This is a genomic window from Rhodopirellula sp. UH5 (assembly GCF_056839225.1).
Genome location: NZ_CM166390.1, coordinates 4619982 through 4642459 on the forward strand (window position 1 = coordinate 4619982; position 22478 = coordinate 4642459).

Sequence of the window (22478 nt, forward strand, 5' to 3'; positions counted from 1 at the left end):
GTCACTTCACGTTTGTCTACGATGCATGTCACATTTTGGAGTGCCAAACTAGCAACGCAGCGAGATAGAGATGGCCTTCAGGAAACGGTTCACAGAGTTCGACTGATGAGGCGGAAATTGGAAACTGTTTCTTGCCTGATTTGACGATCAGATCGACGCCCCAAGCAGCGTTCGTAGCAGGAGCAGCATTGACAACTTCGACCCGTTTCCCGAGGGCGATTGCGGTGAATGGTACAACGATTTCTTGAATGGCCATGTCGACTAAGCCCGAGGCCTGCTCGTCTCCGTAGCAATCATCGGTAGCCTCCTCGTAGGCCTCTCCGATCTCAGCCGGGTCACACTTGGTCAGCCAAGCTGGATAAGCAATCTTCACGATTTCGACTCCGCCAACTTTCCTAGTTCCGCGTCGCAAATGAAGCCTCCTTCATCAGCTCTGATCATTTTGACAGCCCATTGCTTTGCCGATTCACCACCGACACGTTTGACCGCCTTGATGACTGGTTTCAAGCAGTCTTCAATTTCATAACTCATCAAGCCCTCGTCACTGCACGCGACTTGGTAGCTGCCCCGCTTCATCAGTTCGATCGAAAGGCGTTTAGCTTCCTCCAGCTCATCTTGCTGGGAAACGGATGGAAACGGATGGTGCCAGCCATCTTACCCGATCCGCTTTGGATTGCCGGAACAGCGCTCCGCTTGGTCCGGCCCACGCCTCTCGGGATCACTGGGACCTGAGAGCGACGACACAAAAAAACCCCGTACAACGCTGGGTTGTACGGGGTCAGAATGCTTGGAGACTGATCTCTCAGCTCCCCCGGCAGGACTCGAACCTGCGACAAGGCGGTTAACAGCCGCCTGCTCTACCAACTGAGCTACAGGGGATTCCGAGTCGTTTCCGACTCGTGTGGGGCGAATGTTAGCTGGTGCCCGGCGGCGATTCAAGGCGGGTTTTCTCTGGATTTTCATTCCGGGGGGATTCGTTTTGACGCCGCCTGCCTAACCGGACCCGCAAAACTGCTAACGTGGACAGACGTTCGCTCCCGATCTCGCCCTCCCAAGGGCTCCGTTCCGCTTTCCACGGCTCGGCCATGCGTTCTGATTCGCAACCCAACCCAGACCGCTCCCCCGCCCCTGACAACGGCCCCGGTGCGGAAAAACGGGCCCAGCGGCGGTGGCAACGGCTGCTGCATCTGCTGCCTGGCCTGGCCCAGCAACTGACTCCACCTACCTTCGACGCCTGCTGCCGAATCCTCCACGGGGGGCCTCACCCGGTCTTGGCCCCCATCTGCAGCCGGTTGGGGCACAGCCCAGTCCGACACCGCGAAATGGCCCGGCAACTGGCGGCTTCCATGATGGACGCTCGCGAGCACCGCGAACACGTGGTGACGATCCAGAAGTCGGCGGCGGAACCCTGGGTCACTCAAGCGGCCAAGACGTTCGACCTGCCGCTGGTTCGCTGGGACGCCTCCCAACTGGCCTCGCCCGAACAACTCGGCTCGCTGCCACCCAACATCGCCTTCCATAAGATCGCCCAACATCGGGATGAGTGGATCATCGCGGTGGCGGACCGCGTCGATGTGTTGCACCTACGTCGCGGAGGCAAGATCGAACAGGCGGTCCTGCGTCGCTTGGAAGTCGATCCATTTGGTGTCCGAGTCGGCATGGACGATCCCAAGGCAGCCGAATGCGTGTTGGAAGCCGGGGCTCTGGGAAGGTTCCTGCCTCGAACGTCCTCCACTGCTTCCGATGAACCCTTGCCGCGACGCGAACCAAGTTCCCCCACCGTGTCGCCGATGCCATCCGTGCTCGAGCAAGACGAATGGTTGGTTCACTGCACTCGGCGGTGCGACGGGCCTTGGCCAGGCCAGTCGTGGCCTCAGTACTGCGACGAGATGTTGCTGGGGTCCGACGAAGCTGCCTCGCGAGAAACGCTGCATTCACTGCGACGCATCGTGCGGATGCGGCGTTTGGTGGCGGGAGCGACAACGTCCAAGAATGAACACCGCGTGGTTTGCCTCTCCGCCGTGCCGCTGCCAGAATTGCTGCGGCGGCGAACCTTTCGGTCCCACGTCTCGCGGTGGGACTACGAACCGTTTGGAATCGCGATTCGGCGATCGGCCGCGACCGCCATGGGGGTGCGACCAGTCGTCTACGGCCCGGCAGCCGTTCGAGATGGCTTGCCCGTCGAAGAACGCTATCGCTATCAAGCCGAAGGTCGCGACCAGGGCTGGACCGCGGAAAACGAATGGCGGTCACTCGGCGATGTCGACTTGGACTCGTTGGATGCCAACGACGTCTGCGTGTTTGTGCCCGACCAGGCTGATGCTCAGGTCATCGCGGAGGTCAACCATCGAGGTTGGAGAGTTTGCCAGGTCGAGCCGTTGCTTCAACCTTCTGCTCAATAAGCCAACGTGGGTTGCTGCCCGTTGACGGATCGCGTTCGGTAGATCTGGCGAGCCGGTGAGCTGCGACGGTTTTGCGCGGTGCGGGCTGCCACGGTCGAGGTTTGCCCGTGACCGCTGTCGCTGATGATCGTTTCGCCTTCGTGCAGGATCACGCCATCGGAAGAGTGACCATACGATCCGCCGGAACAGGAATCGCACCCGCCCGAGCAGGAATCGCAGCCACCCGAGCACGAGTCGCATCCGCCACAGCCATCGCATCCACCCAGATCAGCAGGCGGGAAAAAGGGTCGACCGCCCGCACAGCTGTCGCATTCGGTGCTGCAACCGTCGTCGCATTTGTATCCCCAGATGCTCTTGATGCCGGAGAAGACCGCTCGGCACTTGCCACAGGATTGGCCGTTGTAGTTGCCGCACGAATCACATGGGTCGTAGCAATCGGCGGGTTCGTTGATCCACGGGTCGATGTACAGTTCGCCGCATCCGTCGCAGGAGCCACAGCCGCCACACGAGTCACCGCAGGCGCCGCTGTCGCAACCGACTCCGGGACCACAGGGGCCACAAGCGTTCCACATGGGACCGACACATCCGGTCGACATCAGCAAACAGACCAGCGTCAACACGACAGCACAGGAGGATTTCATCGGGACGATCCGTGTCTCGAACAGGTGGGAGGACAAACGAACGATCCATTCGACTTGAATGAATCGCCTTGCTTCGTCATCGGCACCTCAGCCGGCAAACTCCACCCAAATTGAATGGGGAGCGGGGGTAAAATTCGAAAGCAGCACGAAAAAGGGTCAAGTTGGTGAGTGGGGGCCTGCGGTTGCGGCGGATTTCCATCGGGTGTGGACGGCTGGGGAGCCCATCGCACGGGGAGTGTCCCCGGGGATCATTTGGCGGCGGCGACCAACTTTCGTCGCTGCTATGTAGGTTTTTTCGTCAAGGGTGAATTTTGGATCTCGCTGGGAGATTCCGATCTGCATCGCAAGCTGCTATTCGATCGTGACAGGATTGCCGTCAGATCAGTAAACGAGTTCGCTTCGCAAAGCGGGTGATTCAAGTGAGAGCCGGATCATTCTCCGCGACGGGTAGGACCCAGCGACGATTCGATCGCGACTCTCGAAGGACTCTTGGCCAATGCGGGAATCTCTTCAAAAGACTTCAAGCATCAACCCTGTGACGAAAATTCCTCTCCTAGCAGGTGACGGTTCGGTTGTTGGATGTGGTTCAACTTCAATTGCGGATTCAGTGGCATCGCACGGTGGTCGTTCTCTCTTCTAGGCAGCTTGCATCCTCGAAGCCTCTTGAAGATCAACTGGGCCGCTCCGCCCGAGTAGTTCGCTCGACACACCGCACTCCAAGGCACGATGCCACATCACCACCCCGAGCTTCCGCATCATCGCCACGAGTGCTTTCTTGGTTCGTTTGCTTTGGCCCTGTTTGATGCGATGGTAGTCCTTCGCCGCTGACTCACTCCGCGAGATCGATACCCAAGCCGCTTGACAGAGCAATTTGCGAAGTCTGGCAGGCCCCTGACGCGTGATTCGGCCTTTGCGATTGTCACTCTCTCCACTTTCATGACTCGAAGGAACCAGCCCCAAATACGCACCAACTTGCCGGCGATTGCTGAACCGCGTCAGGTCACCCATCTCGGTCAGGAACGTCATCGCCGTCAACAGCCCAACACCAGGGATCTCACGCAGCCTTTTGTGAGCAGCGGCGTAACGCGATTCGCCCGATAGTTTTCGCAACGCGCTGTCGAGCTTGGTCTGTTCCTGACGGAAGGCTTCGTAACGATCCGCTAGTCGCTCGAACGTCGCGGCGACGACCGAGTCCATCTGAGCGATCACGTCTTCTCGCAGCCAGCGAACGAATCGCTTGGTCCAGTGGGTTTGATACCACGACGGCTTGGTGATGCCGCGTCGCTTCAGCCCCGAGAGGATTTTCAGTTTGACGCGAGTCAGCTCGTCGCCGACGTCGATCCGAGCCCGGACGAGCTCCCGGTCATCACGAAGTCGCTGGGGTGGCGTCCAGACGACCGGCAGCGAATTACCGGCTAAAACGTGACCACGGACTTGTTCCAATAGCATTTGAGCGTCCTTGGCATCCGTCTTGAGCTTGGCGGACTTCGGGGTGGTGGGCAACAGTGATGGCGAAAGGACGTAGCATTCGATGCCCGCTTCGTGCAGTTCGTCGGAGAGCCCGAACCCGAGCCCGGAGGCTTCGTATGCAAAGACAATTCGCTGGCACCGCTCTTTGTCAGCGAGCCGTTTGATCCGCGCGATCATGTTTCGGCGTCCCGATGGATTGTTTTCGTGGGCAAGTTGCTGGGGCACTTGCGTGCCGACGGCGTAGCGAAGGAGCATGCTGCGGTCGTGAAGGTCGCAGCCAATCATGATAGACTTGGACATGGATTTGGTACCTCGTTGTGGATTGTTTCAAAAGCTATTAAACGTCCCAACGAGTGTGCCAAATCTTTTCCACTCTGACCTGCCCCCTCCATAGTTTCTCCGCGACTTGAGGGCTTGTGTGCAGCAGGCGGATGACCTTGGGTTGAAAACCCAAGGCTCTCGGCTGTCGTCGCACCGCGACTGGTCGTGCGCGTCGGTGGGTGCCAACAACCGCGGAGCGGTGACAGATGTCAGCCTCGGGTTTGCAACCCGAGGTCTCGGTTGCAAACCCGCGTCCTCCAAGCCGCGGAGCGGCGACAGGTGCGGTCCGAATTCTTGGCGAATCCGGCTACGTTGGCGTGTGGTCGTACGGGGGCGGGGCTCAGCCTGGTGGCCAGGTCATTTTGCGGCCGCCGAGCAGGTGAAAGTGGACGTGCGGGACTTCTTGCCCGCCATCGGCTCCCGTGTTGACGACCAAGCGATATCCGTCGCCCAATCCTTCGTCCGCAGCGACCTTGGATGCAACCACCACGCAGCGGCCCATCACCTCTTGGTCTTCGTCCGTCAAATCCGCCAGCGACACGATCTCGCGCTTGGGGATGACCAAGATGTGCGTCGGGGCTTTCGGGGCGATGTCACGAAACGCCAGGCACAAATCGTCTTCGTAGACGATGTCCGCCGGGATCTCTTTGGCGATGATTTTCGAAAAGATGGATGGCATGTTGCGATAAAAACCGAGGTCGCGGGCGGGTCAAATGGATGCCCAACAAAAGGCGTCGAGTGAATTTAGGGTATCTTCGCTGTGTTGGAATTTCTAGATGATCGCGGACGAAGGGCTGCCCCATGAGCGAAACCAGACGTCAACGTTTGCAATCCGTGCTGTACCCGCTGGCCTACCACCCCCAGTTTCGCCAGAGCGAATTGCCGGATTTGGTGGAGGAAACCCAGGCCGCCTTTGTCACCCGAACCATCAATGCGGTGGTCCGAGCCGGTGTACTGGAACGCGTTCATTCTGACGATGAACTTCACTACACCTGGGCCTCCACGGACCCGATCCAATTGATCGACCGCTGGATCCAAGATCAGATCCACGGCGATCAAGTCAAAGAGCGACCGGAAGAAGAACGACCACGAGAACGTTTGCTGCGAGAGGGCGCCGCATCGCTTTCCAACGCAGACCTGCTGGCGATTCTGATTCGCGTGGGTGTGGTGGGTGAATCGGCCACGACAGGAGGCACGAAGCTGGCCAATCACTTTGACGAGGAACTCGACGCGATTCGCGAACAAAGCGTTTCGGAACTGCGGCACATCACCAAAGCAGTGACGAAAGCCAGCTACTGCCAGATCATGGCCGGGATTGAACTGGGCCGCCGGGCAACCGAAGCGGCTCGCGAACGTCCGGTGCAAATCGTCAAGATCACCAGCACCACCGAAGCGACCGAGTACTGCGCGCAGAAGTTCGCTTACCTGGCTGGCGATGCGGTGCAGGAAGAGTTCCACATCGTGACGCTCGATACCAAACACAAACCGATTCGTACGCATCGCATCACCGTTGGCACGCTGGACAGTTCTCTGGTGCATCCCCGCGAAGTGTTCCGGCCGGCGATCCGAGACGCGGCCGCGGCCGTGTTGCTGGTCCACAACCATCCGTCGGGTGACCCAACGCCCAGCCGCGAAGATCACGCGGTGACAGAGCGATTGACCGAGGCCGGCAAGCTGATCGGCATCACGGTGTTGGACCACATCGTGGTCGCGAAAGAACGATGCCTGAGCCTGCGAGAGTGCTGATGGCAGCCGGATTCACCAGAATTCGGCCGGTGCAACGCAGCGCAACGTTAGTTGCTAGTAGTCTGTCAGGACTTGTTATTAGGGTAGTGGACGAGGCCACGAGTCCTGAACTGGCGTCGAATCCAAGGACTCGTGGCCTCGTCCACTACGATCAACCCTCACTTTTAGCTGTGACAGACCGCTAGTTGCTAAGCAGGTACGCAGGTGTCATCGGGTATGTGAGCCGTTGGCGTTAGCCACGGTTTTCACGCGCAACCGGGGCGAACGCCCAAACGGCTCACATGGGTTGTGCCCGATCATTCCAGCCGACCTGCTTAATCGCTTGTCGCTTCGATCAAATGAACGACGCAACCGGCATCACCAGGATCTTGCCGTCGCCGATGCGGCCGGTGCGAGTGACCGCGACGATCTTGTCGAGGACCTCTTCCAGACGCAGGTCATCGACCCAGAGTGTGATCTCGACCTTGGGCACAAAGGCCTCGGAGTACTCGGTGTCTTGGTACTGATCGAGGTAGCTTTTTTGACGGCCGTAGCCTTTGACCTCCATCACGCTCAACCCTTCCAGCGGAGCCCGACGCAGGGCGGCGAGAACGTTCTCGGCCAGGTGCGGTGAAACGACGGTGACGACTTGTTTCATGATCGCATCCGGCATTCTGAAGGGTTTGACACAGCGACTCAGTTCATCATCGAGCGGCGGGCTGGTGTTTCTTGGCCAGCAGTTCAGCAATTTGAACGGCGTTGGTCGCGGCACCTTTGCGAAGGTTGTCGCTGACGCACCAGAACGCGATTCCGTTTTCGGAGCTGATGTCTTGGCGGATTCGGCCGATGAAGACATCGTCCTTGCCGTCGCAATCACGCGGCATGGGATAGGACTTGGCATTCAGGTCATCGACCACGGTGATTCCGTCGGCGGCTTCCCACAGCTCGCGAGCCTTTTCGGCGGTGATCGGCTCACGGGTTTCGACCAAGATCGATTCACTGTGCCCGATCGCAACCGGAACACGAACAGCGGTTGGGCAGACCTGAATGGAATCGTCACCGAGAATCTTTTGGGTCTCGTGCACCATCTTCATCTCTTCACTGGTGTAGCCGAGATGCTTTTCCGATCCGATCTGAGGGATCAGGTTGAACCCGATCGGATGCTGGAACGTTTCCGGTGAATGGGCTTGCCCGTCGAGGCTGGCGCGTGTGCTGGATTCCAGTTCGACGTTGCCGGCCAAGCCAGCCCCGCTGGTCGCCTGATAGGTGCTGACGATGACCCGGCGGATGCCCACGGCTTTGTGCAGGGGCGCTAGTGCAACGACCATTTGAGTCGTGCTGCAGTTGGGGCTGGCGATGACACCTTGGTGACCATCGACCGCTTCGGGGTTCACTTCGGGAACGATCAATGGAACGGTCGGGTCCATCCGCCAATACGCGCTTTCGTCGACCACAATGGCGCCGGCTTTGACCGCCCAAGGGGTGAACTCGGCCGAGACTTCGTCTGGGGTGCTGGCGATGACCAGGTCGACGCCTTCGAAGGCGGACGGTTCCATCAGTTCCACCGTCAGCATTTCATCGCCGAAACGAACCTGGGTGCCGGCACTGCGAGCCGAGGCAAGCAATCGCAGTTTCCGCATGGGGAACTTGCGAGCGTGGAGCTGGTCCAGAACGATTCGGCCGACGGCACCGGTGGCACCGACGAGTGCAACGCAATCAAACATGAGTGGTCAGGAGACGGAGAAACAAAGTGGGGAGGGAAACGGGGGGTTTAGTTTGGTCTTTCCAGACGCAAACGCAACGGGAAACACTGCATCCGGCACGTTGAAAAAGCTGGTGAGCTAAAAAGGCCCGAGTCGCCCCGGAGACACCCGCACCCGCTTTCAGGTTCGCGGCCGATCGTTTCCTTGGACGAAGAACACCCCTCGACGGGCGTCAAAATCCGTAAGACGGGCTTCCTAGCCCGTCGAAGACGCCAGCACGACGGACTCGGAAGTCCATCGTACGGGTTCTGTTCGCCCTAGCGGCGAGCCATTCGGCGTGCGATCGCTTCGCGGGACAGAGGCATGATTTTGGCAGCCCCGCCGGTGTTGTAGAGCAGATCGTCGCGGCTGGGTTTGGATTCCGCATCGTCGTACTGAACCAAGAAGGCACCGACTTGGACGCCTGCTTCGTGGTAGACGGGTGGCCAGAATTCTTCGCCGCGGATCGCCAACGTCTTGGCCAGCAAGCGAGTCGCTCGGCCGGAGAAACCGCTGAGCACCATGTCCAGACGACCGAGAGCTTCGTGGAACAGGTAGAACACCAGGGCGGTGTCTTTGCCCTGTCCACCCGCGTACTCCCACGTGCCGTCGTCTTTTTCGTAGTAGAAGCCCGGTTCAGGGGCGTCCATGTTCTTGCTCAACCGCATGCCAGCCGAAGCGGCACCCGGTTTCGGGTCGTTGTCACGATAGCGAAGGAAGAATGGGCAACTGCGTGCCGAAACGTCGTCCACGTCGTCTTCGGTCACGAACGGTGTGCATCCGAACGCGTCGGAGAACAGCAATTCAACGACCGGGTTGCTCTTCACGCTGCCAATGCAAACCATCCCGCGGTCACCTTGAGCTTCGGTGAAGCCTTCGAAAACCTCCGTCGCACGCGAACGAGCGTCTTCCAAGGTGACTTGGCCGGGGCTCCAAACCAACGATTGTTGGATCCGGTCGGGCATGGGCACCGAAGTCGTGGCGTTCGTCTCGGTCCCTTCGCCGATGTGTTTGGCCACACCGCCCAAGGTCGAGATTCCGTTGAGCAGCTCGCCGACCAGCACCGAGTCACTGGCAACCACCATCGCGTTCTCAGGGGAGACGCTGCCTTCGCCTTGGCGAACACCGACCACAATTTCGATGTCACTGCGGCGAGCCAATTGCTCCCAGAAGTTTTCTGCGTTGACGGCGAACAGGGCGCCGGGCAACTGATCCGCGGTCGCGTGCCCTTGATCGATCAGGTAATCGCACAACCGCGACAGGGCATCCAGCGGGATGTACTTGGCTTCGTTCTTCAGCAGCGAAGCCACCTGGTGTCGATCCAATCCGGTGTGCTCGACGATCGCTTTGATCGTACCGGGGCGTTTCCGCCGATCAGGTGTGTGCCCAAGCAGTTCTGCGAGCCGAAAAGCGTATCTCATGGCCGATTTGGAATAGGTGGAAAAGGTTGAGGTTGAAATCCGTGCCGCGCCAGACTGAAAACGGTGTCAATCTCACGAATCGCCGTCTGTATCTTGCCCCAAGGCGGCAGGATCGGAAAGTCGACTGAAAGTGATCGACAACAAATCGAAGATCTTGGAACAGCGCACTGCCCGGTCGATCCGCTTCTTTGATACATCCCCAATATGTTCACAATGATCGTTCACCGAAAACAAATCTCGAACAAAACAGCCCGGTGTATTCAGGCAGATGCCCGCGAAATCGTTGCAAACGAACAAAGCCACCCCGAATGGAGCGTTTGGACTCACCCAATCAAGGCTGAGAAGCCGAACTTTCTTCGCCGCAAATAACATACACCTTTCAACCGAGCAAATGTTTTGTCGAGGGAGATCGATGGTTCCAAGATGCTCGGATCGCCGATCAAATAGAATGAGAGTGTTTCGAGTGCCTGCGTTCTCGTCGCCATCGGCAGCTTGCGACGTTTGATTGATTCCTTTTTGGATAGACCGCGTGTCCGTCGTTTCGTCCCCCCGCACCTCTGATTCGCGAACGCCCTCGCCCGACCCTCCATCTCGGGCGGCTTCGGGGGCAGCGAAACCGGCGTACGATGCCTTGATTCAGTCGCGAATCGATGCGGCTCGGTCCGCGCTCTGGCGAGCCGAACTGACACGTCAAATCCTTCGCGGTGTTTTGGTGGGCATGGCCGCGATGCTGGCCTGGATCGTGATGGACCAATGGATTTGGTCGCCCGGAACGATCGGCCGGTTGGTGATCGCTGCGATCGCGATCGTCGCCGCCGTCGTCCACGCCGTGCGTTCAGTCTGGCCCGTGCTGCGATCGTCGGTTCGAGCCGACTACGCCGCCCGGGCTCTCGAACGAGACCATCCCGAACTGGGGCACGCTCTTTCCAGCTACATCACCCTGACGGCCCAAGATACCGCGGGCGGCTCAGCCTCCAAAGGCCAGCTTTCCAAGCGCGTCGTCCAGTCCATCGGCGCGACCACCGCCGCGAAGCTACGCTCGATCGATGCCTTGCCCGAGGAAGCCACCGGGCTGCTGCGTTGGTGGATCGCAACAATCGCGCTGCTGTCCGTGTTGGTGATCTATGCGATCGCCTCCCCCAAGAACGCGTTGCAATCGGCCGCGCGACTGATGGCTCCCGCAGCCGACATCCGGCCAGCCAACCGGGTCCAAATCACAGACGTTCAACCAGGCGACGCAGAGATCCTGGCCGGACGAACGGTGGAGGTTGCTGCCAACGTTCGTGGCCTGCGAGACAATGAAACGGTCGAGTTCCGCTGGTTGAACCCAGACGAATCCAACAGCACGTCTGGCGACGATGCCTCTGAAGGCCGCGCCACCAAGATGCAAGTCGACGAAGCAACGGCCACCCGATCGACCGTCGCTCACACCGCATCGATCCGCGTTTCGCATCAAGCCACCGGGGTCCAGCGCTATGAGATTGTGGCTGGGGATGCGGTGGCCGGACCGTTTGAGTGGACCATTCGTGACACGCCCGTCGTCAGCGTCACCGAGGTCCAATACCAACCACCGGCGTACACCGGAGAAACCACCCGCATTCGTCGCAGCGGTTCGATTCGAGGCGTCGATGGAACGCGTGTGATCTTGCGAGCCCGAGTCAATCGCCCGGTCGCTCGCGCCGTGGTCGAGTTCAATCCCAAACCCATGGGCCAAGAGACCCGGGCCACCGCAGGCGTTCGCGAGATGACACTGAGCGATGATGGCTCGTCGCTGGAGTTGCCTTTTGATCTGCGTAGTGGCGAAGTGGCCACGCGTGCCGTGGAACTGACCAGCTACCGCATTCGCGTTTGGGACCAAGCCGAACAATCCAACTCCGACCCGATCATCTATCCGATCGAAGTGATTCGTGATCTGCCACCGGAGATCACCATCGTGGTGCCCCGCCAATCGCCCAAACCCGTTCCGCTGGACGCTCAACAACTGTTCGAGATCCACGCAGCGGATGTGGACTTTGGATTGTCTGAAATCGAAATCGAAATCCGACGCGGCATCGATGTGATCGCTCGCGCTTCGCTGTGGAAGAACGAGGCCGGTGCGAAGGGCAACCAAATCGCTGAGTATCGCTTCCGCCCCTCGCGAATGATCCTGGCCAGCGCTGGCCGCCGTGGAGCACGCTCGTCACGTTTGATGGTCGGTGACGAAGTGGAAGTCGTTGCGATTGCCACCGACAATCGACGCGATGCAAACAACCCCAGCATCCAGCCTGGCGTCACACGCACCGAACCGGTGCGTCTGCAAATTGTCGCTGGACGTACCCCCGAACCCCAGACCCCGGAAGAACAAGACGACAACGACGGGCAAACCCCTGACGATGGCAACTCACCCGATGGCTCCGGACCGGGCGAAGAAGGTCAATCGGGAGGCGGCGGTGGAAGCGGCGAGAGTGGACAATCCGAACAAGGTGGCCAGGGCGGTGAAGGCCAAAGTGGCTCCGGCGAATCCGACTCGGAACCAACCGGCGAAAACGAAAACAGCGGCGAGTCCGACGGTAACTCCTCAGGCAGCAACTCTGCGGATGGCGAATCTTCGGACGGCGACTCCGACCCCAACGATCCGTCAGAATCCGATTCCAACAGCGGGAACAACAACGCCAACCCGGGCAGCAGCGACGGTTCCGAACCCGGTGACGCATCGACTGGCAACGCAGGCGAAGGTTCGAGCGATCCCAATGCGATGTCGGAAGACCCGAACCAATCGAGCGGAGACGAACCAGGTGCCGGTGAGTCCGGCGACACCCAACAACCAGCCGAAGGTTCACCGCCAGGCAACCAAGCCCCCGGTCAGCAACCCCCAAACCAGGAAGGCAACGGCCAGCCAAACGGTGACGCTGGTCAGCAAGACTCATCGGGATCGTCTGAATCAGGTCGCGACCAAGACGGATCCAAGGACACCGCTGGAAATCCGGAAGGCTCGCAGGAGCCTGATGGTTCACGCTCGCCTCAATCCGCGCCGCAAGATGACGCGGAAGCTTTCGAACGCATCAACGAGTACCTGAAAGAACAACAAGAGAACCAGCAACAAGCTGGAAACGCTGGTCAGCAATCCCCCGGTGAACAACAGCCAGGCGAAAACCAAGAGGGCCCCGACTCCGAGTCGCAATCCAACGACTCCAACGCGAATGGGTCCAACGAACCGGGGTCGAAGCAGAACGGTTCCGACCAATCCAGTGGCGATCCGTCCGGCGACAATGCTTCCGGTGACAACGAATCCGAAAACGGCCAGGCCGGGGAAAATTCTCCGTCGCAGGACCCTTCGTCAGAAGGCTCGCCGTCAGGCGATGATGCGGCAGGAGAAGAAGCGCCAGGGACCGAGTCGGGAGACCCAGGTTCAGAATCGCCCGACTCGCAAACGGGAAAGCCCGGAGAGCAAGCAGGCGATCCCGGGCAACCTCAAGACGGTTCACCCTCCTCCGACGATGGCGACGCCTCGGGTGAACCATCCGAGGCTGGCTCCTCCGAATCGGGCTCTTCCGAATCGAGCTCCCCAAGTCCTAGCAACCAAGACTCCTCCGCTGGCGATGACTCGAAATCTGGCGATGGCTCGGAACAAGGTGCCTCGAATGAACAAGGCGCCCCGAATGAACAAGGTGCCCCTAACGAATCAGGCGGTGACCAAGACTCATCCAACCCTGGCAACTCCGAAGCGTCCCCCGGCGGGTCCGAAACAGCCGGGTCTGAAACGGCGGGATCGCAAGCTGGCGATTCCTCCAACTTCAATGGGAATTCCACGGCCAGCGGAAACCTCCACGGCGACGGTGAATCCAACACCGAGTTGCCTCCCGCTGACCCGGCCGATCTGGAGTACACCAAACGCGCGACCGACATGGCGCTCGATTACCTCGACGAAACTCGGCAAGACCCGGACCCGAACTTGCTCGACCGTTTGAAGTGGACGCCGGAAGACTTGCAACGTTTCCGTGAGCGTTGGCAAAACGTCAAACCGATTGATCAACCGGGCACGGATCCCAACTTGGACCGATCCGACGTGGAAGAAGCCCTGCGAAGTTTGGGCATGCGCGCACCGCAGTCCATGCGTTCGCAGTCCACACCTGGCCAACAAGATGGCTTGCGTGGACTGCAAGACAGCGGCAACCGTCGGCAAGCTCCCGCCGCCGTTCGCGACGCGTTCGAAGCATTCCGTCGCGGTTGGCGACCAACAGGAACGTCCAACTGAACCCGGCGTGAACGCCACTCAGGTCACCGTCCGGCTATACTCACGGACCCGGGTTTTGTCGCGGCGAGTCTCGCCCGAACAACTCACGCTGCACACGAACGCAGTGTTCTCCTGACAGGATTCAGTGATGGCGAGTCAGAACGTTGAGATTTCACGCGAGAGCCCACCAACAAGCATTCGCATCTGTTTCCGTTCGCTACTTTGCGCGGCACTCTGCTGCACCTTGCCGATTCTTGTGACGGGGTGTGGTCGCGGTGGGATCACCTCGATCGCAAACCAAAGAGGCGTCCAAGAACTCGCCCCCGTGGCATCGCTTGGTCAATCATTGCCTGAGCTGGGCGACTCCCAATCCTATCCCGGTGCACTGGCCTATGAGGTCGACTTGGGGATTCCTGACTCGGAGCCGGGCAACAACGATCGGCTGATGATCTACTTGCCGGACGAATTGCCCAGCGAGAAGATCCCTTGCATCTTCCTTGCGGCGGCGGGTGCGACCAATTTCACGGGAAAGAAATTGTCGCCGGGCGATTTGCCGGAAGCAATTCCTTACGTCTACGCTGGCTTCGCAGTTGTTGCGTATGAAACGGACGGCGAACTGAAGGAGAATGCCGAGACGATTGGCGAGCTGCGCGATGCGTTCTTGCTCCATGAATCCTCTCATGCTGGCTTGGTCAATGGACTGAATGCAATCGAGTACGCCCTGCAGAAGATACCGGGAATCGACGCCGACCAACTCTTTGCAGTCGGGCACAGTTCCGCCGGCCGAAACGCTCTGATGCTGACGGCATTCGACTCGCGAATCAAAGGTTGCGTCACGTTTGCTCCCGCGACGACGATCAGCGCGGCCGATCTGCAATCGCTGACGACGGAACTGGCTGGCATGCCAAGCCGTTTCCCTCAGGCAATCCGGCAGTTTTTGCCATCCGCTCACGTTGCCAAGATCAATGTCCCAACCCTGATCCTTCATGGCACCGAGGATGATTTGATTCCACTCGCATCCAGCCAACAATTTGTCTCTCAACTCAAGAAGCAGGGAACCGAGGTGACCCTTCGGACCCAAAAAAACGCTGACCATTTCAATGTCTTGAGTGGGGTCTCGAATGCGATCCCATGGCTGCGAATGAAGGCCAAGATCACGAACCGGCCAATTGAAATACCCATGGGGTCCTTCCCCGAGGAGGCCAAATTCGTCCGCACCCACTTGGAACGAGCGACGCTCTTCGAGTCCCGACTGACGCCGGCCCTCTCGTCTCATCCTGCGGCCACACGCTTTCAATTCGATTTCGAAGTCACCGACGCGAGCTATCACGAGTCATCCAATCAACTCTATGTGACAGGCCATCCCACCGGGATCCTGGCCTTCGAGATGGAATCCATCCTCCAAGGAGACGTCGGCCCCAGTTTCGCGCAACTGGACTGGGGGCAGGCTCGACGCGTCGCGGTCAATGCCGCGGATCCGGCCAAGGTTGTGTTTTGGCGGGACGATGCGGTCTTCGAATCCGATTCCGATCTGCGTAGATCCAAGCAACTGTCGATTGCTTGGGAAACCCTCACCGAGCAAGCTGAACGAAACTCGCCACGATGGAAAGAACTGGCGTTCGTACCGGATGATCCCAATCTGCTCCACGTTCGAAAATACCTCAGCCATTACCGCGTCCACCTGGAAACCGAGGAAGTTGAAACGGTTCCAGCTCCGGATGCGGGACTTTCAACAACTCGGCTCGCGTTCCTGCAGAACTTTCCTCGCTGGCGGTATCACCACGGCACTGAGACTCGCCAATCGGCCACCACCGCGAAGTTCCCAGAGGATGCCGCGTCAGCCTCCAATCTTCAGCGACAGCTTTCACTGACCGCGGCGGTCAATGGGGACCCGTTGTCAAAATCCTTTTGGGAATCGCCCGCCCTGTTGGAGACCTTCCCGACCCCGTTGATGGAGGCGAAACAGGCTCCCTCGCATCTGGAAAATGTTTGGTGGTGCGGTGAGAACGTTGCCGTGTTCGTGGACGAGATGAGCGTGGGCTTGCAATCCATCGAAGGGCATAGGTTGATCTCCGAAAAGATGGAAGCAGCACGCCCCTTCCGGGCGGAGTCCACCATGAGATCCATCCAGGAGGATCGCCGCTCGAACTACGGTGGCCAGCGAAACCAATATGTGCCCCCGCCCGAGCTGATCGCAACGCCAACCGAACCTGCCGCCTTGCCTGCGTCCGATGCCCCCGAACGCCCCGTCCACCCCCTCCAGCCCGACCCGGATCTTCCCCAACGCCGAACGTGCTATGTCTTTGCCGACACAGACGACCAACGCGTCCTGATTGTCTCTCAACGAGATCTTTTGATCTTTGACTTGAACAAGGTGCCTCGTCCAGAACTCAAACGAGCCCCCGAGCTGATCGAAGCACAAGTCGGAGTGCCTATGTCCCTCCCAATTCAGTACGAAGGTGAATTGGAAAGTGTGGAACTCGAGGGTGCTTCTGTCCTGGATCAAGTCCACCGCGTCGCTGCCGACACAACCTTCACGCCAGCGATTGCAGACACCGGATTCAAACGCATGAAGTGGTCAGCCAACACCTCTGCGGGTCTGGAAACAGTTCACACAATCGTCCACACCAGCCTGCCAACGAAGACCATCGATCAGATGGAGGCGATTCAGTTGCATGCGAGACCGGACAGTGAGCGTCTTGTCATGTGGGGACGCACCCCCGGTGAAAGCAGATGGCGAGTCTCGCTGTGGCAGGGCGACGATGCGGCCCCGTTCGAACTGGATTTTTCGCAACCTGTCCAACGAGCCACGTTCAACGCGACCAGTTTGTTTGTCGCAACCGCATCCGAGGAAGCAGGTCAGAAGACAACGCGAATCCAAAGATTCGAAATCGGTGAAACCAACGCGACCGCCGAGGTGCAGTTCGCCAACGAGATTGATTCGCTGCAGGTTGTCGGTGGAAAGTTCTTGGCAGCCGGGCAGCCCCTCATGACTCGAGACGACGCCAATCAGCGCCTCGCGCTTCGATTTTTGGTTCGGCTCAAAGCCTCCGACCTGACCGAGATCGAACCAGCACTTTGCGATCCACTCGCCTGCCTTGCCAACACGCTCGAGGACGGGATCATTTGGGACGGAACATTGTGGTCGGGCGACCCCAAACGAAAAACCGCCTTGGTGGAAACCCCCAAGACAACCTGGACGCCGCTCAATCAATTGGCGGGAAGAACGAGGATCGCGGGCGAGTCTCTCTTGGTCGGCGAAAACAGCTCCCAACATTCCGTCCTTCTTCGCCCCGAAAGTCTCAAGGACTGGCCAGCGGACCGACCACTCCATGCCACTTCCAGGGGTGTCTATCGGGCTGGGCGTTTGCTTGAGTTCTTCCCGCATGACTCGTCCAATCCCACGACGCGGATCGACTTGGATGGGCCCCGCTCTGTGTACGTCCACCAACTCAGGCAGCCGGTCACGCGATCGATGGCACTGACGTCCTCGAAGATCTACGTGGCTTCGGGCAACCGACTGTTTTATCTCGATCGCCGTCTCATCGAAGACTCACTGCCCACTCCTGACCTGCAGATCCAACCGACACAAAGCAAAATCACGTTGAACGTCAGCAGCAAGGAAACAATCTCTTTCCAAGCCGTTGGAGCGACGCGGTACCACTTGCATTTGACGGGGGCGATTGAAAGCCGCGATGCTTGGAAGTCACTTGAATCGGACGATGGTGCGTTTGAAATCAGTGCCAAAGAATTCCTTGATTCGGTCAAGCATGAAATGGGTGAATTGGCGTATCTCAAGAAGGGGAATGTCCCAGAACAGCTGGATCCCACGGAGGCTGAATTTCGAGACTGGATCCAAGCACAACAACAGACTTACTTGCAAGTGACGGGCAAGCGAACGCGTACAATCCCGGTTGAGATGAAGGCCTTGTTGATCGCCGAAAATGAACGGGGTGCTCGAGACTGCTTTTTACACTCCTACTTTTTGTTGGTCCCATTGAGCGAATTCCCATGAGCCTGCCTCCGCCCGCATTGCGCTCGACATTTTCATTCCATCCGCTCTCGCTCTCAAACGATTCTCTCATCGATGTCAGAAAATCCTTACGCTGCCGGCAACGTGTCCGAAACCTCGTTCAGCCCTGGAACGGGAGGCCTCCCACCTGACGTTGTCAAAAAGGTGGAAGCGATCATCAAGGACGCCCGGCAATTTTGGCTGGCGATTGTGCTGTGCTTTTTCTGCAGTGGCATCGGTTTGGTCATCATCTTCCCCTGGTATTTGTTCCGTCTTTTCCAGTGGCGTTCCCTTGCCCAACAACACCCATTCCTCACCGAACCGAATGCTCCCACGGGAAGTCTTCCCAAACGTTTTCAGTCCGCCAAGCTCAAACTCATCCTTGGAATCGTGTTCGGTTTGTTGACCTTTGGATTGCTGGTCGGTTTGCTGCTGCCAGCCATCACCGCGGCCCGTGAAGCAGCAGACGCCGCCAACCAACGCTAAGACGGCTGCGTCGCCTCCAAGCATTGAAACACGGCGAGAATCGCGTCCCTGGTTGCTTTGTGCGGGCGCCGCCGTCATCATCGGTACCTGGATCATGGTTTCCGCAAGGGCACACAATCGATGCTGGCACGGCTCAAAACATTCACGCTGCTCGGCATCGAAGCGATGCCTGTTGATGTCGAAGTCGACATCTCTCCAGCCGCGATGCCCAAGACGATCTTGGTGGGTTTGCCGGAAGCAGCCGTCAAAGAATCCACGCACCGCGTCGAACGAGCGATCGTCAACAGTGGTTTCATCCGCCCGCAAGATCGCGTGGTCATCAACCTGGCTCCCGGTGACCTGCCCAAACAAGCACCCTCGTTCGATCTGCCGGTTGCCCTAGGTGTCCTGGCGGGCAGCGGTCAATTGGTGCTCGATCGCTTGGAAGACTACGCCGTGGTCGGGGAACTGGCCCTCGAAGGCATCACCCGCCCGGTCAAAGGCGCCCTGTCGATCGCGATCGAGGCCGCCAAGGACAAATCACTGAAGGGTTTGGTCGTGCCCACCGAATCGGCTGCCGAAGCCGCGGTGGTCGAAGACCTCGAAGTCATCGCCGTCGACAGTCTGTCCCAGTGCGTTGCGTTCTTTGCCGGCGAGATCGATGTGCCGCCTGTGCCCAGCGGCGTCGAAGAAATCTTTGAAGCCTTCAGCGAATACGAAGTCGACTTCGCCGACGTCCGAGGCCAAGAGTCTGCCAAGCGAGCGATGACGATCGCCGCGGCCGGCCGCCACAATTTACTGATGATCGGTCCTCCGGGAAGCGGGAAAACCATGTTGGCCAAACGCATGCCAACCATCCTGCCTCCGCTGGTGCCCGCCGAATCGATCGAAACCACTCGCATTTACAGCGCCGTGGGGCAATTGCCTTCCAAACAACCCTTGCTGGCTCGCCGTCCCTTCCGCAGCCCTCACCACACCATCAGCGACGCCGGGTTGGTTGGCGGAGGCAGCCCACCGGCACCGGGTGAAATCAGCAAGGCCCACAACGGGATCCTGTTCTTGGACGAGCTGCCGGAGTTCAATCGCAAGACCCTCGAAGTCATGCGACAACCCCTCGAAGACGGCGTCGTGACCATCTCGCGAGCCCTCCGGTCGACCACCTTTCCCGCTGACTTCATGCTCATCGCAGCCGCGAATCCGTGCCCGTGTGGGTATCGCTCGGATCCTCGACGAAGCTGCAATTGCACACCGCCCCAAATTGAACGGTACATGGGGAAGATTTCGGGTCCGCTGCTCGATCGGGTCGACATTCACATCGAGGTTCCGGCGGTTCCCTTTGAGGAATTGACGGCTCGTGACGCGTCGAGCGAGACCAGCGCGATGATGCGTGAGTCCGTCATGCGTGCTCGGGATGTGCAAGCCGAACGATTCGAAGGCAGCCCGATCCGCTACAACGCCCAAATGAGCAGCCGGCAAACACGGCAGCATTGTGAGCTCAGCACCGCCAGCAAAACGTTGCTCAAAGCCGGCGTGGAATCACTGGGCCTGTCCGCCCGAGCCCACGATAAAATCTTGCGAGTTGCCAGAACGATCGCCGACCTGGCCGGAGAACCCGCGATCAGCGAAGAACACCTCGCCGAAGCCATCGGCTACCGAAACCTCGACGCTGACCTCTGGGTGTAGCGCCGGCCCGGTATGGCGATTCGCGTGAAGACAGATGCCGCCGCTCCGCGGCTGTTGCTTTGTCTTTTCCGTCGTCCAGACCTTGGGTTGAAACCCAAGGCTGACAGATTTCACCGCTCCGCGGTTCGGCCGCATGGACACAGATAGCACCGGCCGCAAGGTCACCGGCATTTCACCACCCCATCGTTCGGTTGGGTAAACACTTCCGCGCAATCGTCACGGAGCGGCAGATCGTGCCAGCCATTTTGTGCCGATACCGAGCCACATCATCCACGACGGCCCCGTCCGGGGCGACATCGTGAGGGGGCACCAACGGTCCCGGGGCTTCCGCCCCGAGCTACCGATGTCGGCCCCTCCGGGGCGAATTTCCCTGCATGGTGGGTGGATGGCACCATCCGGCCTTTCGTTCGCGCAAAAGTCACAGAGTGACGGCAGCCGACCAGCCTTGGGTTTCAACCCAAGGTCCCAAGACGCCACTCCCAAACAACCAGTCGCGGAGAAACTATGGAGGGGGCAGGTCAGAGTGGAAAAGATTTGGCACACTCGTTGGGACGTTTAATAGCTTTTGAAACAATCCACAACGAGGTACCAAATCCATGTCCAAGTCTATCATGATTGGCTGCGACCTTCACGACCGCAGCATGCTCCTTCGCTACGCCGTCGGCACGCAAGTGCCCCAGCAACTTGCCCACGAAAACAATCCATCGGGACGCCGAAACATGATCGCGCGGATCAAACGGCTCGCTGACAAAGAGCGGTGCCAGCGGATTGTCTTTGCATACGAAGCCTCCGGGCTCGGGTTCGGACTCTCCGACGAACTGCACGAAGCGGGCATCGAATGCTACGTCCTTTCGCCATCACTGTTGCCCACCACCCCGAAGTCCGCCAAGCTCAAGACGGATGCCAAGGACGCTCAAATGCTATTGGAACAAGTCCGTGGTCACGTTTTAGCCGGTAATTCGCTGCCGGTCGTCTGGACACCACCCCAGCGACTTCGTGATGACCGGGAGCTCGTCCGGGCTCGGATCGACGTCGGCGACGAGCTGACTCGCGTCAAACTGAAAATCCTCTCGGGGCTGAAACGACGCGGCATCACCAAGCCGTCGTGGTATCAAACCCACTGGACCAAGCGATTCGTTCGCTGGCTGCGAGAAGACGTGATCGCTCAGATGGACTCGGTCGTCGCCGCGACGTTCGAGCGACTAGCGGATCGTTACGAAGCCTTCCGTCAGGAACAGACCAAGCTCGACAGCGCGTTGCGAAAACTATCGGGCGAATCGCGTTACGCCGCTGCTCACAAAAGGCTGCGTGAGATCCCTGGTGTTGGGCTGTTGACGGCGATGACGTTCCTGACCGAGATGGGTGACCTGACGCGGTTCAGCAATCGCCGGCAAGTTGGTGCGTATTTGGGGCTGGTTCCCTCGAGTCATGAAAGTGGAGAGAGTGACAATCGCAAAGGCCGAATCACGCGTCAGGGGCCTGCCAGACTTCGCAAATTGCTCTGTCAAGCGGCTTGGGTATCGATCTCGCGGAGTGAGTCAGCGGCGAAGGACTACCATCGGATCAAACAGGGCCAAAGCAAACGAACCAAGAAAGCACTCGTGGCGATGATGCGGAAGCTCGGGGTGGTGATGTGGCATCGTGCCTTGGAGTGCGGTGTGTCGAGCGAACTACTCGGGCGGAGCGGCCCAGTTGATCTTCAAGAGGCTTCGAGGATGCAAGCTGCCTAGAAGAGAGAACGACCACCGTGCGATGCCACTGAATCCGCAATTGAAGTTGAACCACATCCAACAACCGAACCGTCACCTGCTAGGAGAGGAATTTTCGTCACAGGGTTGATGCTTGAAGTCTTTTGAAGAGATTCCCGCATTGGCCAAGAGTCCTTCGAGAGTCGCGATCGAATCGTCGCTGGGTCCTACCCGTCGCGGAGAATGATCCGGCTCTCACTTGAATCACCCGCTTTGCGAAGCGAACTCGTTTACTGATCTGACGGCAATCCTGTCACGATCGAATAGCAGCTTGCGATGCAGATCGGAATCTCCCAGCGAGATCCAAAATTCACCCTTGACGAAAAAACCTACATAGCAGCGACGACAGCCGGCAGAAAACAAACCAAGCAGCAACATGCAGTTTGGATTCCTCTGTCACCGCTCCGCGGTTCGGCCGCTTGGACACAGGCAGCACCGGTCGCAAGGTCGCCGGCATATCACCGCCCCATCGTTCGATTGGGCAACACGTCCGCGCAATCGTCACGGAGCGGCAGATCGTGCCTGCCATTTCGTGCCGATACCGAGCCACATCATCCACGACGGCCCCGTCCGGGGCGACATGGTGAGGGGGCACCAACGGTCTCGGGGCTTCCGCCCCGAGCTACCGATGTCGG

Annotated in this window: 16 protein-coding genes and 1 tRNA gene; 7 read left to right on the forward strand and 10 right to left on the reverse strand. The window is 59.1% G+C overall.

From position 1 onward, the window contains the following. Positions 1–28 precede the first annotated feature (28 nt). The 3 genes from UH5x_RS16310 to UH5x_RS16320 all read right to left on the reverse strand — a co-directional run bounded on the left by UH5x_RS16310 (position 29) and on the right by UH5x_RS16320 (position 879). On the reverse strand, positions 29–373 hold the full coding sequence (locus UH5x_RS16310; protein WP_482633041.1) for a hypothetical protein: 345 nt from the start codon (positions 371–373) through the stop codon (positions 29–31). Next, positions 370–576, reverse strand: coding sequence for a hypothetical protein (locus tag UH5x_RS16315; protein ID WP_482633042.1), 207 nt, complete (start codon positions 574–576; stop codon positions 370–372). Before UH5x_RS16315 ends, UH5x_RS16310 begins: the two co-directional genes overlap by 4 nt. A 230-nt stretch (positions 577–806) precedes the next feature. Beyond that, positions 807–879, reverse strand: a tRNA-Asn gene (locus UH5x_RS16320). A gap of 140 nt (positions 880–1019) precedes the next feature. Between UH5x_RS16320 and UH5x_RS16325 the strand changes: the two genes are divergently transcribed. After that, entirely contained in the window at positions 1020–2402 is a 1383-nt protein-coding gene (locus UH5x_RS16325; protein ID WP_482633043.1) for a hypothetical protein, read from the forward strand. Here UH5x_RS16325 and UH5x_RS16330 read toward each other — a convergent pair. The 3 genes from UH5x_RS16330 to UH5x_RS16340 all read right to left on the reverse strand — a co-directional run bounded on the left by UH5x_RS16330 (position 2396) and on the right by UH5x_RS16340 (position 5513). After that, positions 2396–3043, reverse strand: coding sequence for a hypothetical protein (locus UH5x_RS16330; RefSeq protein ID WP_482633044.1), 648 nt, complete (start codon positions 3041–3043; stop codon positions 2396–2398). The two genes, UH5x_RS16325 and UH5x_RS16330, sit on opposite strands and share 7 nt — an antisense overlap. Before the next feature lie 636 nt (positions 3044–3679). After that, the gene (locus tag UH5x_RS16335; protein WP_482633045.1) at positions 3680–4813 is read right to left on the reverse strand and encodes an IS110 family RNA-guided transposase; all 1134 of its coding nucleotides are present in this window, start codon (positions 4811–4813) and stop codon (positions 3680–3682) included. Positions 4814–5174: 361 nt separating this feature from the next. Further along, the gene (locus UH5x_RS16340; RefSeq protein ID WP_047814556.1) at positions 5175–5513 is read right to left on the reverse strand and encodes a histidine triad nucleotide-binding protein; all 339 of its coding nucleotides are present in this window, start codon (positions 5511–5513) and stop codon (positions 5175–5177) included. A gap of 122 nt (positions 5514–5635) precedes the next feature. On the opposite strand from UH5x_RS16340, the gene radC reads away from it, so the two are divergent. Continuing rightward, complete coding sequence (gene radC, locus UH5x_RS16345; protein WP_047814555.1) at positions 5636–6580, forward strand: RadC family protein; 945 nt, start codon at positions 5636–5638, stop codon at positions 6578–6580. 334 nt (positions 6581–6914) lie between these two features. Here the strand turns inward: radC and UH5x_RS16350 are convergent, their stop codons facing one another. The 4 genes from UH5x_RS16350 to UH5x_RS16365 form a co-directional block, all read right to left on the reverse strand. Next, positions 6915–7232: a P-II family nitrogen regulator gene (locus UH5x_RS16350; protein WP_007327966.1), complete on the reverse strand. Its 318-nt coding sequence runs from the start codon at positions 7230–7232 to the stop codon at positions 6915–6917. A gap of 31 nt (positions 7233–7263) precedes the next feature. After that, positions 7264–8283: an aspartate-semialdehyde dehydrogenase gene (locus tag UH5x_RS16355; protein ID WP_482633046.1), complete on the reverse strand. Its 1020-nt coding sequence runs from the start codon at positions 8281–8283 to the stop codon at positions 7264–7266. Positions 8284–8579: 296 nt separating this feature from the next. After that, positions 8580–9722: a helix-turn-helix domain-containing protein gene (locus tag UH5x_RS16360; RefSeq protein WP_047814553.1), complete on the reverse strand. Its 1143-nt coding sequence runs from the start codon at positions 9720–9722 to the stop codon at positions 8580–8582. Positions 9723–9794: 72 nt separating this feature from the next. Then, on the reverse strand, positions 9795–10094 hold the full coding sequence (locus UH5x_RS16365) for a hypothetical protein (RefSeq protein ID WP_047814552.1): 300 nt from the start codon (positions 10092–10094) through the stop codon (positions 9795–9797). A gap of 259 nt (positions 10095–10353) precedes the next feature. Here UH5x_RS16365 and UH5x_RS16370 point away from each other — a divergent pair, with 259 nt between their 5' ends. The 5 genes from UH5x_RS16370 to UH5x_RS16390 all read left to right on the forward strand — a co-directional run bounded on the left by UH5x_RS16370 (position 10354) and on the right by UH5x_RS16390 (position 21825). Beyond that, a complete protein-coding gene (locus UH5x_RS16370) occupies positions 10354–13956 on the forward strand; it encodes an MSCRAMM family adhesin (RefSeq protein ID WP_482636007.1) in 3603 nt (1200 codons plus the stop codon). Positions 13957–14083: 127 nt separating this feature from the next. Beyond that, complete coding sequence (locus UH5x_RS16375; protein WP_482633047.1) at positions 14084–17950, forward strand: alpha/beta hydrolase family protein; 3867 nt, start codon at positions 14084–14086, stop codon at positions 17948–17950. 72 nt (positions 17951–18022) lie between these two features. Continuing rightward, entirely contained in the window at positions 18023–18433 is a 411-nt protein-coding gene (locus UH5x_RS16380) for a hypothetical protein (protein WP_236696234.1), read from the forward strand. A gap of 120 nt (positions 18434–18553) precedes the next feature. Continuing rightward, on the forward strand, positions 18554–20095 hold the full coding sequence (locus tag UH5x_RS16385) for a YifB family Mg chelatase-like AAA ATPase (RefSeq protein WP_482633048.1): 1542 nt from the start codon (positions 18554–18556) through the stop codon (positions 20093–20095). 596 nt (positions 20096–20691) lie between these two features. Continuing rightward, positions 20692–21825: an IS110 family RNA-guided transposase gene (locus tag UH5x_RS16390; RefSeq protein ID WP_482633045.1), complete on the forward strand. Its 1134-nt coding sequence runs from the start codon at positions 20692–20694 to the stop codon at positions 21823–21825. Positions 21826–22478: the final 653 nt, after the last annotated feature.

What these genes read in the sequence shown, in the direction of transcription:
- UH5x_RS16380 (WP_236696234.1), top strand. Translation starts at nt 18,023, where the DNA reads ATGTCAGAAAATCCTTACGCTGCCGGCAACGTGTCCGAAACCTCGTTC.
- UH5x_RS16340 (WP_047814556.1), bottom strand. Translation starts at nt 5,513, where the DNA reads ATGCCATCCATCTTTTCGAAAATCATCGCCAAAGAGATCCCGGCGGAC.
- UH5x_RS16390 (WP_482633045.1), top strand. Translation starts at nt 20,692, where the DNA reads ATGTCCAAGTCTATCATGATTGGCTGCGACCTTCACGACCGCAGCATG.
- UH5x_RS16350 (WP_007327966.1), bottom strand. Translation starts at nt 7,232, where the DNA reads ATGCCGGATGCGATCATGAAACAAGTCGTCACCGTCGTTTCACCGCAC.
- radC (WP_047814555.1), top strand. Translation starts at nt 5,636, where the DNA reads ATGAGCGAAACCAGACGTCAACGTTTGCAATCCGTGCTGTACCCGCTG.
- UH5x_RS16355 (WP_482633046.1), bottom strand. Translation starts at nt 8,283, where the DNA reads ATGTTTGATTGCGTTGCACTCGTCGGTGCCACCGGTGCCGTCGGCCGA.
- UH5x_RS16375 (WP_482633047.1), top strand. Translation starts at nt 14,084, where the DNA reads ATGGCGAGTCAGAACGTTGAGATTTCACGCGAGAGCCCACCAACAAGC.
- UH5x_RS16315 (WP_482633042.1), bottom strand. Translation starts at nt 576, where the DNA reads ATGAAGCGGGGCAGCTACCAAGTCGCGTGCAGTGACGAGGGCTTGATG.
- UH5x_RS16365 (WP_047814552.1), bottom strand. Translation starts at nt 10,094, where the DNA reads ATGTTATTTGCGGCGAAGAAAGTTCGGCTTCTCAGCCTTGATTGGGTG.
- UH5x_RS16335 (WP_482633045.1), bottom strand. Translation starts at nt 4,813, where the DNA reads ATGTCCAAGTCTATCATGATTGGCTGCGACCTTCACGACCGCAGCATG.
- UH5x_RS16330 (WP_482633044.1), bottom strand. Translation starts at nt 3,043, where the DNA reads ATGAAATCCTCCTGTGCTGTCGTGTTGACGCTGGTCTGTTTGCTGATG.
- UH5x_RS16360 (WP_047814553.1), bottom strand. Translation starts at nt 9,722, where the DNA reads ATGAGATACGCTTTTCGGCTCGCAGAACTGCTTGGGCACACACCTGAT.
- UH5x_RS16385 (WP_482633048.1), top strand. Translation starts at nt 18,554, where the DNA reads ATGCTGGCACGGCTCAAAACATTCACGCTGCTCGGCATCGAAGCGATG.